Genomic DNA, 14,839 nt, shown 5'->3' on the forward strand with positions numbered 1-14,839 from the left:
CAGCCAGCTCGGCCGCTGCGGTCGGCGTAGCGGCACGCAAATCGGCCACGAAATCGGCAATGGTAAAATCCGTTTCATGTCCGACCGCCGAAATAACCGGGATGACCGATGCATAGATGGCGCGCGCAACGGCTTCCTCGTTAAACGCCCACAGCTCTTCCAGCGAGCCGCCACCCCGCCCGACGATCACCACCTGCACCTCCTGCATGCGATTCATGGCTTCAATCGCCTTGACGATGGAGGGGGCAGCCCCTTTGCCTTGTACAAGCACAGGATAGAGGACAATTCCCGCCTGCGGGTATCGCCGTTGAAGCGTCGTGATAATATCACGCACAGCCGCCCCGGTCGGCGATGTAATTACGCCGATCGTTGCCGGGTGAGCCGGCAAACGACGCTTGCGAGCAGGTTCAAATAATCCTTCGGCATCCAGCTTTTGTTTGAGCTGCTCGTAAGCAAGATACAGGCTTCCGATGCCGTCGGGCTGCATTTGGGTCGCATAAAATTGATATTGTCCATCCCGTTCGTACACGGATACGTTTCCCCGGGCAATAACACGCGTACCTTCCTTAGGCACGAAAGGGAGCCGCTTATTATGGGTCGCAAACATAATCGAACGTATGCGGCTCCCCTCATCCTTGAGCGTAAAATACATGTGACCACTCGAATGATGCGTAAAGTTAGAAATTTCCCCGCGTATCCATACGTCGGACAGCACCTGATCCGATTCGAGCTTCATCCGGATATAACGATTCAGGTCCTTTATGGAGTAAATACGCTGTTCAGCCACAGGCAGTCGCTCTTAAGCCAAACCGTGCGACCGCTTGGCCGCTACGAGCGTATTTTGCATCAGCATCGTTATCGTCATTGGGCCTACTCCGCCGGGAACAGGCGTAATCGGACCGGACACTTGCTTCACGCTCTCAAAATCAACGTCACCCGCCAGCTTTCCGTTTTCCAGACGATTCATTCCAACATCGATCACTACTGCACCGGGCTTTACGAACGAAGCATCAATAAAATTGGCTTTGCCGATGGCAACAACCAAAATATCCGCTTGCTGGCTTAACTCGGCAATATTCGCTGTGCGGGAATGACACATCGTTACTGTAGCATTTTCCCGCTGCAACAATAATGACACTGGCTTACCTACGATATTACTGCGACCAATAACCACCGCATGTTTACCCGCTATTTCTACCCCTGTACGCTTAATCAGCTCAATCACTCCAGCGGGAGTACAAGGCAGCAGGCTATCGTCACCGATAACCAGATTGCCTACGTTTACCGGATGAAATCCATCCACGTCTTTCTCCACGGCAATAGCATCAATGACCGCTTTTTCATGAATGTGCTTGGGCAGCGGTAGCTGCACCAGAATTCCGTGAATATTGCTTTGGTGATTCAGCTTATCGACCAGTTCCAGCAATGCTTCCTGCGAAGTATCCACTGGCAGCCGATGAACCTCGGAATAATAGCCGAGATCATGGCACGCCTTTTCCTTGTTTTTAACATACACCTGCGAAGCGGGATCTTCACCTACCAGTACAACAGCCAATCCGGGTTGAAACTGGTGATCTTTCAGACGAATGACCTCTTGCTGAATGCTTGCGCGAATATCCTGAGAGATTTGTTTACCATCAATGATCGGTGCCGACATGTTTAACCACTCCCCAACCTGATTCAGTAGTTTCAACTTAAAAACGTGCTTTTAGCTGCTCCAGCTCTTGTATCACCCGACCCAGCACACCATTAACAAATTTGCCCGACTCTTCGGTACCAAAATGCTTGGACAATTCGATAGCTTCGTTGACTGCCACCTTGGCTGGAACATCTTCACGGAAAATCATTTCATATACGGCAAGTCTTAATATTTGACGATCCACACGTGAAAGTCTGCTGAGCTGCCAGCCCTTAAGGTAATCCACCAACAACCCATCAATGGCTTCCTTATGTTCCCACGTACCGCGCACATGCTCCAAAACGTACGATCTCAACGCTGCTGCGTTTTTAATGACAACTTCCGCTTCGTTCTCCTCAGCGGCTTCCTGAAGCAACATGTCCACCGCTGCTGCTGCATCCACTTCATTCATTTCCATATGGTACATGCTTTGTACCGCTAATTCCCTCGCCAGACGTCTTTTCATGCCCTGCCTCCTACGCTTGCCTGTATCTATTTTCATTTTAACCATTTTCACAAAAAAACCTGTGAACGCATCCTCCAAAACGTTGGGCGCAAAGAAGCTACAGCTCTATTTTGGAGAACACGTATCACAGGGTTCATTTAAAAGGACGCCAACGCTGCGACAGCCAGTCGCTCCATTCCTTCCAAGGGAGGAGGGAACCAAGCGCTGAATCGCTACGTCTTCCTAGCGTGTATCCGATGAACACCATCAATGCAAAGAACAACATATTCCAAAAGCCTGCCCACAAATAAATAAAACCAAAAAAAATACCGGCCGTAATCCCCGTGATCCGGCCCTTGTAACTTCCCCATATTTCTTTCCAGGGCATCAGGGAAAATCACCTCTATTCCACACGACTCTTAAAGCTTGGTGACTGAGAAACATTAGCGATGTACACCGACACATTGGACACAGGAATGCCTGTAATTTCTTCCACATGATCGTGTACCCCCTTTTGTACCTCGGAGGTTAACACCGGAATGGATCTTTCCCCGTCTACAACCGCCCGAATCGTAATATCAAGTCCCGATTCCAGCACGCGAACACGTGCCTTCAAATCCTGCATCCCACGAAAGCGGGATGACGCTTTGAGACACAGATTTTCAATGGTATCCACCGAAATCTGAATGTCGCCGTATTCCGTTCGTTGATCAATAGAATGCTGCACAGACTGGCTCCGGCGAATAGAGATATAAAAAACCCGGAGACTCAATAGCAGCAGAACTCCTGCAATGATCAAGCTGGCAAACCATACGACTCGCTCATCCTCAATACTTATAGCATACGGAATGGCCCCGCTCAAGAGGAGGATGGCGAGAATGGAAATAATTCCGATACTCAAGCTGTACAAGAACAGCAGAAGTCTGTCCATAACTTTGGCCACGAAACGCACAGCCTCCTTAAATTAGAGTAAACCCTCGACCCAAAAGGGTCGGGGGTTTGTACAAAGTATCGCTCTATTTAACCCGTCCGGCGCCCAGAACTTCCGGCTCTTCTACTTTTTCGGCACTTTTGAATTGAACATCATGAATTTGCACGTTCACTTCAACAACGTTAAGTCCTGTCATCGTTTCAATGGAACGCTTAACATTATGCTGAATAGCAGCAGCCACCTCAGGCAGACGGTTACCGTACTCAATAATAACGGAGACGTCTACAGCTGCTTCACGCTGTCCGACTTCCACTTTCACACCTTTAGACAAGTTTTTGCGGCCCAGCAGCTCGGCAAATCCGCCTGCAAATCCGCCACTCATTCCCGCTACGCCTGGCACCTCAACGGTAGCCAGTCCGGCAATCACTTCAATCACTTCCGGGGCAATCTGAATCTCCCCAATTTCTGTACGTTCGAATTCGGTTGGCACTGTGCTCATACCTTCAACACCTTTCGGTCAAAATAAGTTTCATTCCAGCTTTGGATATCAAAGCAGACATGCTCACTTATTATCCATACTATATCATTTGGCGTTCATTATGACAAACGGAGGAAATATACCGATTAAACTTCGTTTTCCTCCAAAAATTTAATATCAAAATCGCCTTTAATAAAGGTCGGATGCTCCAGCAAACGCTGATGAAAAGAAATCGTTGTTGGTATACCCTCAACAGCAAACTCAGTTAAAGCCCGCTTCATTTTGGCAATTGCATCCTGCCGTGTAGGTGCCCACACAATCAGCTTGGCGATCATGGAGTCATAATAAGGAGGAATGCTGTAACCCGGGTAAGCTGCGCTGTCTACGCGCACCCCAGGACCGCCTGGAGGCAGATAAAATCCGATTTTCCCCGGTGCAGGCATAAAATTGCGATCCGGGTCCTCGGCGTTAATACGGCACTCTATCGCCCATCCATTAATGACCACTTCTTCCTGTGTAAAGGACAACGGATGCCCTTCAGCGACCGAAATCATTTCCTTGATCAGGTCTACACCGGTAATCATCTCCGTCACGGGATGCTCTACCTGAATACGTGTATTCATTTCCATGAAATAAAAATGATTGTCCGGACCAAGCAAAAATTCCAGCGTACCCGCACCAGAGTATTGCACAGCCAAAGCCGCACGAACCGCTGCCTGGCCCATTTCATCACGCACATCCGGTGAAAGTACAGGACATGGCGCTTCCTCTAATAACTTCTGACGGCGGCGCTGCACAGAGCAGTCGCGTTCGCCCAAATGCACAACATTGCCGTGCTTGTCCGCTATGATCTGAATTTCCACATGCTTCATACCGGTCAAATATTTTTCCAAATAAACACCCGCATTGCCAAACGCTTTTTGCGCTTCCTGCTGGGCAGTAGTAATTTGCTGAATGAGGTTATCCTCATCCTCGGCAATACGAATCCCTTTACCGCCGCCACCTGCAGTGGCCTTGATAATCACAGGATAACCGATATCGCGTGCGATGCTAATCGCATCCTGCAAATCCTCGACAAGCCCGTCCGAACCCGGAATAACCGGAACTCCGGCATCCTTCATCGTCTGCTTGGCTACGGCCTTGTCTCCCATTTTGTTAATCGCTTCGGGAGAAGGACCAATGAACGTAATATTGCACGATTCGCAAATTTCAGCGAAGTCGGCGTTTTCCGCCAAAAATCCGTAGCCTGGATGAATGGCATCACATTCAGTCAAGGTAGCAACACTCATCAGGTTCGTAAAATTCAGGTAGCTGTCCTTGGACAGTGTCGGTCCAATACAGTAGGCCTCGTCTGCGAGACGCACATGCAGCGAATCCTTATCGGCTTCCGAATATACGGCAACCGTGGAAATATTCATTTCGCGGCAAGCGCGAATGATGCGAACCGCAATTTCTCCACGATTCGCAATCAATACTTTTTGAAATGTCATGACTTTATCCTCCCTGGGAGCAGTCTTGTTTGGCCCTCGAAAGAGGGCTCAAGCAAGCTTCTTACTCCGGTTTCACAAGGAACAATGGCTGGCCATACTCGACCAGCTGTCCGTTTTCGGCCAAAATTTCCACAATTTCGCCCTTCACTTCAGCTTCCAGCTCGTTCATCAGCTTCATCGCTTCAATGATACATACCGTTGTTTTATCGCCCACTTTGCTGCCGATACTCACATACGGAGCCGCATCCGGGGATGAAGAACTATAGAAAGTGCCTACCATCGGAGATACGATTTTATGTAGATTGCTTGCATATTCCTTGGTTTCCCCAGCATTTGCTTGTCCAGCATCGGACTGTACTTGTGGATTCGGAATAGCAGCTTGTGGTGCGGCTGTATAAGCAGGTACTGCCACAGGAGCCTGTACTGTAACGATCTCGCTCTTGCCCGGTTTGCGGATCAACAGGCGAGTTCCCTCATTTTCAATTTCAAGCTCATGTACAGACGTTTCATCCACCAGCTTGATCAATTCCTTAATCTCGCTTAATTTAAACATCTCTATTAATCACTCCTTCAGCATTTTGCCGGTTGCTGATAACATTGTTGAAACAGCTTTATGTATTATATCACAATCATTAAAAATAGAAAGAGCCCGGGAAAATGCAGAAATCCGGGCTTTTTCGCGATTTTTGTCTTATTGTGTAACATACTGCACACTGATTTTGTCCTGCGTTACATTCAGTTCTTTCATGACTTTATCGACAATGGTTACCGCTTGTTTGGCGTCCAACTTCTCACTCAGAACAACTACTTTGTATTTATCAGCATCTTCCTCACGCACGACCGCATTGGCAAACTGCTGCTGAAGCTCTTCTTCAATCCCGGTAATTTTGGCCTGTTTATCTTCCAGCACATGCAATTCCTTTTGCGCCTCTGCAGCTTTCTTAGGTGTACTGTCGTTCATGGCTGTTGTTAGCTCGTCATTTTTCTTTTGATTTTCCACATCCCGTTCCAGCAAATAGTTATCAATCACCGCTGCTGCTGTAGGTTTGGCCTCTTGCTCTGTGGCCACTTGATCAAGTACCTGCTGGTCAGTTTTGGCGGTAGAGGTTGTTTTATCTTCACTTTTTGCGGTTGTGTCCGTCTTAGCTGCCGTGTCCTTATCGCCCTTAGAGGTCTCTGTTCCTGTGTCCGACTTCGTGGAAGAGGCTGCTGCATCGCCAGTGACTTCCCCATTCGTCACCACTTCATTCACTTTCAGCTCATTCAATTGCTCTTCTGCCTTCGAAGTTGCTTCCTGTGCGGTTCCCTGCTTATCCTTGCTCACTTGCTCACTGTCTGCCACTGGCGGGTTTGCCGGGCTTGAGTCCTCCGTAAACAAATAATACGCAGACAGCACGACCATTAAACTCAGCATGGACACCAGCCAAACGGTTTGTCTTTTATTATTCATGTTCCGTCCTCCATATTCATTAATGGTTAATATACTAGCTTCTTTGCCTGTGAATCCTATATTATCCCTGCTTGCGCGGCACAACTGAGATTTTGTAGGAAGGCACATTAAGCCCCTTCTGTACAGCATCAATAATGAGCTTCTTCACCGTAGGGTTTTCTGCCCCCATGGCCACAACGAGTACTCCCCTCACCTGCGGCTTTACTTTTTTGGTAACGATCGGGGTGTGCTGGCCTCCTGACGATTCATAGGTGACAATCTCTCCATCGCGTGTATATTGAGTGGTATGCCGTTGGCCGCCATTAGCATCCGTTTCGTTATTTTCTTCCTGCATATCCTTCACATTGCGCTGGACGATAACCTCTTCGGTGGAGTCTACGGTAACCATGACATCAACCGTTCCCACACCTACAATTTGCTCCAGCATCTGCTTCATATTGTCCTCAAAGACCTTCTCGATCCCGGCAAAAGAGTTCTTTTCCCCCGCTGTTGTCTCTAGTGCAGACTCATTTTTCATCACGCCAGGCGGTTCACGCCCTACGTTTTCCGGGTCCACCTTTTTCACATTGACGAATGAGTTAAAAAGCATGATGGCTACTCCGATCAGACCTAGAATAAGCAGCCAGCGAAACGAATTGAACCTTTTGGTTCCCTCCTCCCCTCCCCCCATCCATTTCTCCAGTTTTTTCATCCATTTGCCCATTTCTGCTCACCTCCTGTTACCATTCATGTGTTCCGTTCTGTGCAAGAAGTACTTGAACACTTTTGCTGTCGATTCCCCATTTTTCACGCAGCACCCCCGTGATTAAGCCAAAAGCTTGTGTACTCGTTGCTGTTGCATCTTTTGCGCCTTCGGGAGGGTTACGGGGATTCGATTGCGTTCCCTCAGCTTGATCGGAAGCATTCGAAGGTGTTGGCTCTACGTGAATATGAACTGTTTTTTCAGCAACAGGCTCTACCATAATTGGCTTGGAATCCGCACCAGACGGTTCGTTCGTGCTTTTCTTTTCATTTTCTGGCTGCTGCTCTGCTAATTTGACCACAACGGACTGAATGCCTGTTCCAGCCTTTAATCCCGATTCCTTCTGCTGAATTTGTGCCAATGTAACTTGAACCGACTGAATGGGTAATCCGGTATACTGCTCCAACTGGGCTTTCATTTCCTTGGCTACTTCTTGACCGGCCCATTGCATGGAGCTCTGCTCCTGCTGTTGCTTCAGCTTGTTGCCTTTTGCTAAAATCTCCTCCAATGTCGGTTCCCTCTGGTTCATCTCCGCCTGACGTTGAAGATCAAAGGCTCGCCCCAAAATCTCCGAGGGACTGGTGCTCAGCAGACGTACGACCGGAGAGAGCAGCGTCAGTAAAATAAGCAGGCTGAGTACGAGCTTGACATACCTTTCCATGGATCGGCTCGGTAAGATCATATCGACAAAAGAAGCCAGCAGCACAATCAGCACCAGTTCCTTAAGCCATCCTCCCAGCCAGGTCACGTCACTCTCCTCCCTCCCGTTGGATTGCGTGCATTGATTCACCTCATCATGACCGTCATATTGCCTGCTGCGAGCATTACAGTAATCGCAAGAAAGGACATTAAGCCCACTGCCGCCAGCGCTGCGAAAACATAAATCATGCTTTTGCCGATCGCATCCAGACATTCCACTATGGGCGTTTCTCCCAGAGGCTGCATGATTGCAGCAGTCACTTTATAAATGAGAGCCAGTGTCAGAATTTTGAGGGCAGGGAAAGCGCACAGGAATAAAATTATAATGACTCCCACCAGACCAATGGCATTTTTAACAAGCAACGAAGCCGAAATGACTGTATCTGTCGCATCCGTCAACGCTTTGCCAACCACCGGAACAAAGCTGCCCGTAATATATTTGGCTGTACGAATCGTTAATCCGTCCGTAACCGACGACGTCAAGCCCTGTACCGAAATGACTCCGAGGAAAATCGTCAGCAGCACCCCCAGCACCCCTACTCCAGCCTTTCGCAGCAGATCGGCTAACTGGGTCAGCTTGTATTTACCCGTAAGTGAGTTGACCAGATACAGCACGGCCGAGAAGAAGAGCAGCGGGAAAACCAGCGTATGAATAACTATCCCGACCGTGTTAATCATAAAAACGATCAGCGGGTGGGTGACCGACACCGTGACGACGTTACCCATGGAGGCCAACATGGTAAACAGCAAGGGCAGCATTGCCATCATGAAGTGAATCATACTGTCAATAGCTTCTTTGGCATAACCAATGGCTACACTAAAACTGTTAATCGCCAGGATGATAATGACCATGTACACGATGGCGTAGGCGACTTTACTGACCTGCTTGCTTTCAAAAGCGCTTTGCAGCGTTTCCAGCACCATACTCATAATGCTGAGCATGACAATGGTGACGAGCAGCTTGGCATTTACCCGGATTTCATGAATAAAAAAATCAACGATAGCGTTCAGTACACTCTTAATGCTAAATCCTTCACCACCCGGAAGAAGCATGTCCATGAAAGAAGGCATTTTCTGATCAGGGAAAAATCCGCCGTATTGCTGCATTAGCCCATCCCAATAGTGTTCAACCTCATCTTTTGGCATTTGCTCCGCCTGCTGTTTGATCCATTCGTTGGAAGGCGTATCTGCAAAGAGGACCGCAGCCGAGGCGCACCAGAGACATAGCAGCAAAACCGTAATGACTTTGAGATTCGGCATGCCCCCCAGCCTTTTCATGGCATCACCCCCTCAGGCGGGCATCAGCTTCAGAATCGTGTCAATAATAATGCTGATAATCGGGATGGCCAGCACCATAATAAGCACCTTTCCCGTAAGCTCAATTTTGGAGGCAATGCCGTCTTGCCCCGCATCCCGAACGATCTGCGCTCCAAATTCGGCGATATAAGCAATTCCGATAATTTTCAGTACCGTTTTAAAATAAATCATGTCCATACCTGAAGATCTGGCCAGTCGCTCCAGCACGGAAACTACGGATCCGATCTTGCCAATCAACAGCAGGAAAATAACGACTCCCGCAGCGGTTGCAATTAAAAAGGCAAACATCGGCTTCTGTTCCTTAATGACCAAAATGAGGACTGTGGCAATGAGTGCAAATCCCACCACCTGAATGATTTCCATGTATCCACCTACTGAAAAAGAAAGATTGATTTGATCTCTTGCAGAAGGTTATCCAGCATTCGTACCACCATGAACAGCACCACAACAAAACCGATAACCGTTACCCAATGGGCCATGTCCTCCTTGCCCATTTGCTTAAGTACGGTATGAATCATGGCGATGATAATGCCGATTCCGGCTATCTGGAAGATCTAATAGATCAAAATGACGATCAATGCTCCGATCAGCAGTCCCAGGCTTCTGCTCATGCGCTCGTATCTCACCTGATCTGCCTGCGCCTGCGCTTCTTCATGGGATAACTGCTGGATCGTTAGCGCAATGTGCTTGATCTGGTCTTCACGGTCGCTGGTTCCGAGGCTGTAAGCAAGCTGCCGCATCGCCTCCTTCTCGGCCTGCTGCATAGAGGAACGGCTCCACGAATCTTCAATTGCTTTATGCAAGCTTTCTCTGGCGGTCAGGCCAAAAGAGGGGTGCATCCAGCGTGAGGCTTGTGTGAACAAGGTTCGCAGCGGCTCCCTCAGCGGCTCTCCTGTCTTGGCGAAAGCATCCGGTAGTGGGGACACTCCGTAGGAGACCTCGGTGGTCAGTCTTTGCAGCGCGAGAATTAGTTCCCTGATCTGCCGCGGCCTCATCGCAAACTGCCTTGCCCGCTGCCAGCCTGCCAGCGTAGCGGCTAATATAACCAACGCGGCTCCCAGCAGCTTAAGCATAGGATATGCCCCCGTTCTGCCCATCTTAAGCATAGGATATGCCCCCGTTCTGCCCATCTCCAGGCAATGTCAGCCTACGCTGCTTGGCATCTGCCAGCCGCAAGGAGACGCCCCGGCTCGTCCTCTCCAGCATGACATAGAGCTGAAATAGCTCCTGCCCTGCTGTTAGTCCGGCAAGAGCAGAACGGGTCGCCATTTCGGCTACATCACGGCCATGTGCAGAGGCAATGACTGCGATGCCCGCATGTAGTGCTTCACGCACCGCCTCGGCATCCTCTGGCCGCCCGATTTCATCGACAATGAGCACATCTGGTGACATCGAACGAATCATCATCATCATGCCTTCTGCTTTTGGACATCCGTCCAATACGTCGGTGCGAGGTCCGACATCAAATCCGGGGATCCCCTTGTGACTGCCGGCAATTTCAGAGCGTTCGTCTATAATCCCTACCTTAAGTCCACTTCGTCGCCCCCCATTACTTCCCACCCCTCCGTAGCTTAGCTGCCGAGCCAAGTCTCTAAGCAGTGTCGTTTTGCCATGCTGAGGAGGAGATAAGATGAGGGTATGCCGGATTTTTCCGGACTTTTGATCCGCTACATAAGGCAATATCCGATCAGCTATACCGGGAATTGCCCGGGCAATTCTTACATTAAAGCTGCTTATATCCCTCAAATGCTCCACTCGTCCCCTGCTAAGCACGGTTCTTCCCGCCAGCCCAATACGATGACCGCCTGGGATCGTAATAAAGCCTTTGCGCAGCTCCTCCTCCATGGTATACAGGGAATGATTGCTGATAAAATCCAGCAAACGGTGGGCATCCTCCCGGTTAGGCTTATAGGCTTCCACATGGTTCAAAGTCAGTCGACCCGCGGGCGTTACAAAATGATGTTCACCATTCGTGTTAATTTCCAGCGGCCTTCCTTCCCGGACCCGAATTTCTTCCAGTTGCCTAAATACCGTTTCTGGAAGCTTTCCGAGTATACCGTGCAACGGTTCGGGAAATAATTCCAGCCATTCCATACCGATGCCGCCCCCTCACAGTTGTCCTTATTCTTTAAGACAAGTCTATGGCTGACTCTCGCTTTTTATGCCGAAAATATATCGAAAACCTAGTCGAGAATTTCACAGCTTCTATCAGCACTTAACAGGCCTTTTCTTCACTTGTTCAAGCTCCTTTGCTTCATTTCCAGAAATCAAAAAAAAGCACCTCAAAGCCTTGTCGGCAAAGAGATACCCTTGAGTAGAAAAGATAGATTTACAACAAAAAGAGGCTGCCCCACAGTCAGACTCATACTGTTGGACAACCTCTTAACCTACCACAATATTCTATGATTATAAAACTATAAGTAGCTTTATTAACGACGGTCCTTCGGTCCACCTACAAATGCTTGCTCCTCGGTATCCAGGTTGTACGCTGTGTGCAGCGCCTGAATAACCTCATGAAGCTTACCAGCCTCAATGACACACGATACTTTAATTTCAGATGTGCTGACCATTTTAATGCTAACGCCTTGCTCCGCCAACACAGAGAACATTTGCGCCGCAACCCCCGGATGGCTAACCATGCCTGCGCCCACAATAGATACTTTTACCAGATTTTCCTCAGACGTTACTTCACGATATGGAAGCTCTGTGCGAATTCCTTCCAGTGTCTTCAGTGCTGCCTCACGGTCTGTTAGAGCTACTGTAAAGGAGAAGTCTGCTTTACCCGCTTCAACCCCACTCTGTACAATAATATCTACATCGATTTTGGCTGCCGCCAGTGTTCCGAATACTTTTGCGAGTACACCAGGGATATCGGCGACGCCCAAAATGCTGATTCTTGCTACATTTTTATCATATGCAATCCCACTGACTACAACGCCCTGCTCCATTACTGCATCCTCCTTTACGACCGTTCCTTCATTATGGTTAAAACTGGACCGCACAATCAATGGCACCCGATTATGTTTGGCATATTCTACCGCACGGGGATGCAATACAGCCGCACCCAGATTGGCTAATTCCAGCATTTCATCATACGAAATTTCTTTCAGCTTGCGAGCAACCTTCACGATCCGTGGGTCTGTAGAATAAATGCCGTCTACATCTGTGTAAATTTCGCATGCATCGGCCTGGATCGCTGCCGCCAGTGCAACCGCCGTCGTATCGGAACCTCCACGTCCCAGCGTCGTAATGTCTCCCTCGGCAGACATCCCCTGGAAACCGGCTACAACGACAATCTTGTTGCTGCTCAGTGCATCCAGCACACGCTGAGGCTGAATGTCCGTAATCCGTGCCCGACCAAAGTCAGATTCAGTACGGAAACCAGCTTGCCATCCCGTAAACGATACCGCCTCATGACCCAACTGCTGAATAGCCATTGACAATAATGCGATCGAAATTTGCTCGCCTGTCGTCATCAGCATATCCAACTCACGTGCAGGCAACTGCTCATTCAGCAATTTGGCCTGGTCAATCAGTTCGTCTGTCGTGTCTCCCATTGCGGAAACGACCACTACACATTGATGCCCTTCACTCTGTTTCTCAACAACGCGTTTTGCCACGCGTTTCATGCGTTCCGTATCACCGACGGAACTGCCTCCGAATTTCATGACATACAAAGACAACGATATTCACTCCCTCAGACTCAACAGTATGTAACCTTGAGATGGCACAACCGGCTCGAACGTGACATCCTGCGGCATAAACTTTAGTACAGTATAATACGAAAGTGCTATACGGAGCCAATGTTTTTTAATCATAAATCCTTATAAAAATATCCCCTGCCCTTAACAAGGACAGAGGACTCCAAAAACTGGAAAAAGAATTATGCGCGAGACATGTATTTGCCGTCACGAGTATCAATTAACAAAATGTCATCTTGGTTAATGAACAAAGGAACCTGAACATTCAGACCTGTTTCCAATTTGGCATTTTTGGTCGCACCTGTAGCCGTATTGCCTTTAATACCCGGTTCGGTTTCGACTACTTTAAGCTCTACGCTCGTAGGCAGGTTAATCCCCAGAATTTCTCCGTTATAGCTGACAATATTTACATTCATATTTTCTTTCAGGAAATTAAGCTCCCATTTCAGCTGATCGCTGGACAATGTGAACTGATCGTAAGTTTCGTTGTCCATGAATGTATGATCATCTGCACTTGCATAGAGGTAGGATACACCACGATTTTCGATTTGCGCACGACCAATTGTTTCTCCCGCACGGAATGTACGTTCAACGGTGTTGCCGTTGCGCAAGTTTTTCAGCTTGGAGCGTACGAACGCTGCACCTTTACCTGGTTTTACGTGTTGGAAGTCCAGTACCGTAAAAATATCTCCGTCTACCTCGACGGTCAAACCTGTTTTAAAATCATTAACGTTAATCACTAAAATACCCCTCCTACAGGACTGTTATCGTTATTAAACGACCGTAAATTCTTTGCTTGAATGTGTTAATACTTTGATGCCGCTATCTGTAATAACGATATCATCCTCAATCCGCACGCCGCCCAACCCAGGTACATAAATACCCGGCTCGACCGTTACAACCATACCCGGCTCCAGAATATCGTCACTCGCCTTCGACAGACGTGTGGATTCATGCACTTCCATACCCAGACCATGACCTGTACTGTGCCCGAAATTGTCTCCATAGCCATGACTTGCAATGATATCGCGAGTCAGCGCATCCGCTTCTCGGCCAGTCATGCCAGGTTTAATATGTTCCAGAGCGTGAAGCTGCGCCTTGAGCACAATATCGTAGATTTCACGCAGCTGAGGCGATAAGTCCCCTTGCGTAGCGACTGTACGAGTCAGATCGGAGCAGTAGCCATCCAGCAATGCGCCAAAGTCAAACGTAATCAGTTCGCCCGCTTGTACCAACTTGGCACTGGCTACCCCATGAGGCAATGCCGAACGAACCCCGGATGCCACAATCGTGTCAAATGAAGAAGAGGTAGCTCCTTGCTTGCGCATGAAAAATTCCATTTCCAGATCCAGCTCACGCTCGCTGACACCCGGTTTGATGTAAGGTAAAATGTGTGCAAATGTGGCGTCCGCCAAATCCGCTGCCCGCTGCATTACTTCCAGCTCTTCTGCATCCTTGTACACCCGCAACTTCTCCACAATGCCTGACACCGGAACCAGCGTAAGAGGCGACAAATCTTCGCTGTAAGCTTTATGCGTAGCAACAGATACATCGTCTTGCTCGAAGCCTGTTTCACTGATCTGATGGGAGGACAGCAACTCTTTCACTGTTTCCATAACCTGCGCAGCGTGCTGCACCACCGTAAAACCTTTAGCTTGCTCGGTCGCCTGCGTCATATAACGAAAGTCGGTCAGCAGGTAGCTATGGGATTCCGTGATCAGCACATAACCCGCCGAACCTGTGAAGCCTGTCAAATATCGGCGGTTGACAGGGCTGGTAATCAGCATGGCACGCAGATTTTGCTCGCCCAGCGCCTGCCGCAGCTTTAACACCCGGTCATTCTTCATCCTTCATTCCGCTCCCCTCTGTCAAATAACCAAATGCTATTTTAACACAGGGGATAGGCGC

General features: G+C 48.8%; 19 protein-coding genes. All 19 read right to left on the minus strand.

Translation table 11 applies throughout. The annotated features are described in order from the left end of the window. The coding region (gene xseA / locus WG8_RS14315; RefSeq protein WP_007430922.1) for an exodeoxyribonuclease VII large subunit at positions 1–787 on the minus strand (787 nt) is incomplete at its 3' end. A 12-nt stretch (positions 788–799) separates the two neighbouring features. Beyond that, positions 800–1,657, minus strand: a complete 858-nt coding sequence (gene folD, locus WG8_RS14320) for a bifunctional methylenetetrahydrofolate dehydrogenase/methenyltetrahydrofolate cyclohydrolase FolD (RefSeq protein WP_007430923.1) — start codon at positions 1,655–1,657, stop codon at positions 800–802. Positions 1,658–1,694: 37 nt separating this feature from the next. Then, on the minus strand, positions 1,695–2,144 hold the full coding sequence (nusB, locus tag WG8_RS14325) for a transcription antitermination factor NusB (RefSeq protein WP_007430924.1): 450 nt from the start codon (positions 2,142–2,144) through the stop codon (positions 1,695–1,697). 133 nt (positions 2,145–2,277) lie between these two features. Next, positions 2,278–2,511: a DUF2273 domain-containing protein gene (locus tag WG8_RS14330; RefSeq protein WP_007430925.1), complete on the minus strand. Its 234-nt coding sequence runs from the start codon at positions 2,509–2,511 to the stop codon at positions 2,278–2,280. Between the two features lie 15 nt (positions 2,512–2,526). Beyond that, positions 2,527–3,066, minus strand: coding sequence for an alkaline shock response membrane anchor protein AmaP (amaP, locus tag WG8_RS14335; RefSeq protein ID WP_007430926.1), 540 nt, complete (start codon positions 3,064–3,066; stop codon positions 2,527–2,529). A 73-nt stretch (positions 3,067–3,139) separates the two neighbouring features. Beyond that, positions 3,140–3,553, minus strand: coding sequence for an Asp23/Gls24 family envelope stress response protein (locus WG8_RS14340; RefSeq protein WP_007430927.1), 414 nt, complete (start codon positions 3,551–3,553; stop codon positions 3,140–3,142). 125 nt (positions 3,554–3,678) lie between these two features. Further along, on the minus strand, positions 3,679–5,022 hold the full coding sequence (gene accC / locus WG8_RS14345; RefSeq protein ID WP_007430928.1) for an acetyl-CoA carboxylase biotin carboxylase subunit: 1,344 nt from the start codon (positions 5,020–5,022) through the stop codon (positions 3,679–3,681). 61 nt (positions 5,023–5,083) lie between these two features. Then, positions 5,084–5,575 (minus strand): acetyl-CoA carboxylase biotin carboxyl carrier protein, encoded by a 492-nt coding sequence (accB, locus tag WG8_RS14350; RefSeq protein WP_007430929.1) that lies wholly within the window; start codon positions 5,573–5,575, stop codon positions 5,084–5,086. Positions 5,576–5,713: 138 nt separating this feature from the next. Beyond that, on the minus strand, positions 5,714–6,472 hold the full coding sequence (locus WG8_RS14355; RefSeq protein ID WP_007430930.1) for a SpoIIIAH-like family protein: 759 nt from the start codon (positions 6,470–6,472) through the stop codon (positions 5,714–5,716). A 61-nt stretch (positions 6,473–6,533) separates the two neighbouring features. Next, entirely contained in the window at positions 6,534–7,175 is a 642-nt protein-coding gene (gene spoIIIAG, locus WG8_RS14360; protein ID WP_007430931.1) for a stage III sporulation protein AG, read from the minus strand. 16 nt (positions 7,176–7,191) lie between these two features. Next, positions 7,192–7,962: a stage III sporulation protein AF gene (spoIIIAF, locus tag WG8_RS14365; RefSeq protein ID WP_007430932.1), complete on the minus strand. Its 771-nt coding sequence runs from the start codon at positions 7,960–7,962 to the stop codon at positions 7,192–7,194. A 38-nt stretch (positions 7,963–8,000) separates the two neighbouring features. Beyond that, a complete protein-coding gene (gene spoIIIAE / locus WG8_RS14370; protein WP_007430933.1) occupies positions 8,001–9,191 on the minus strand; it encodes a stage III sporulation protein AE in 1,191 nt (396 codons plus the stop codon). 12 nt (positions 9,192–9,203) lie between these two features. Beyond that, positions 9,204–9,593: a stage III sporulation protein AD gene (gene spoIIIAD / locus WG8_RS14375; RefSeq protein ID WP_007430934.1), complete on the minus strand. Its 390-nt coding sequence runs from the start codon at positions 9,591–9,593 to the stop codon at positions 9,204–9,206. Positions 9,594–9,601: 8 nt separating this feature from the next. After that, positions 9,602–9,784 (minus strand): stage III sporulation protein AC, encoded by a 183-nt coding sequence (spoIIIAC, locus tag WG8_RS26955; protein WP_232289118.1) that lies wholly within the window; start codon positions 9,782–9,784, stop codon positions 9,602–9,604. Beyond that, on the minus strand, positions 9,785–10,303 hold the full coding sequence (spoIIIAB, locus tag WG8_RS14385) for a stage III sporulation protein SpoIIIAB (RefSeq protein ID WP_010345634.1): 519 nt from the start codon (positions 10,301–10,303) through the stop codon (positions 9,785–9,787). It lies immediately after the preceding gene. 25 nt (positions 10,304–10,328) lie between these two features. Beyond that, on the minus strand, positions 10,329–11,324 hold the full coding sequence (gene spoIIIAA, locus WG8_RS14390; protein ID WP_007430937.1) for a stage III sporulation protein AA: 996 nt from the start codon (positions 11,322–11,324) through the stop codon (positions 10,329–10,331). A 335-nt stretch (positions 11,325–11,659) separates the two neighbouring features. Further along, complete coding sequence (locus WG8_RS14395) at positions 11,660–12,913, minus strand: aspartate kinase (RefSeq protein ID WP_007430938.1); 1,254 nt, start codon at positions 12,911–12,913, stop codon at positions 11,660–11,662. 200 nt (positions 12,914–13,113) lie between these two features. Then, entirely contained in the window at positions 13,114–13,671 is a 558-nt protein-coding gene (efp, locus tag WG8_RS14400) for an elongation factor P (RefSeq protein ID WP_007430939.1), read from the minus strand. 33 nt (positions 13,672–13,704) lie between these two features. Next, positions 13,705–14,778, minus strand: coding sequence for a M24 family metallopeptidase (locus WG8_RS14405; RefSeq protein WP_007430940.1), 1,074 nt, complete (start codon positions 14,776–14,778; stop codon positions 13,705–13,707). Positions 14,779–14,839 lie beyond the last annotated feature (61 nt).

Origin of the sequence: Paenibacillus sp. Aloe-11 (assembly GCF_000245715.1) — a bacterium.
In the GTDB taxonomy this organism is placed as follows: Bacteria; Bacillota; Bacilli; order Paenibacillales; family Paenibacillaceae; genus Paenibacillus; species Paenibacillus kribbensis.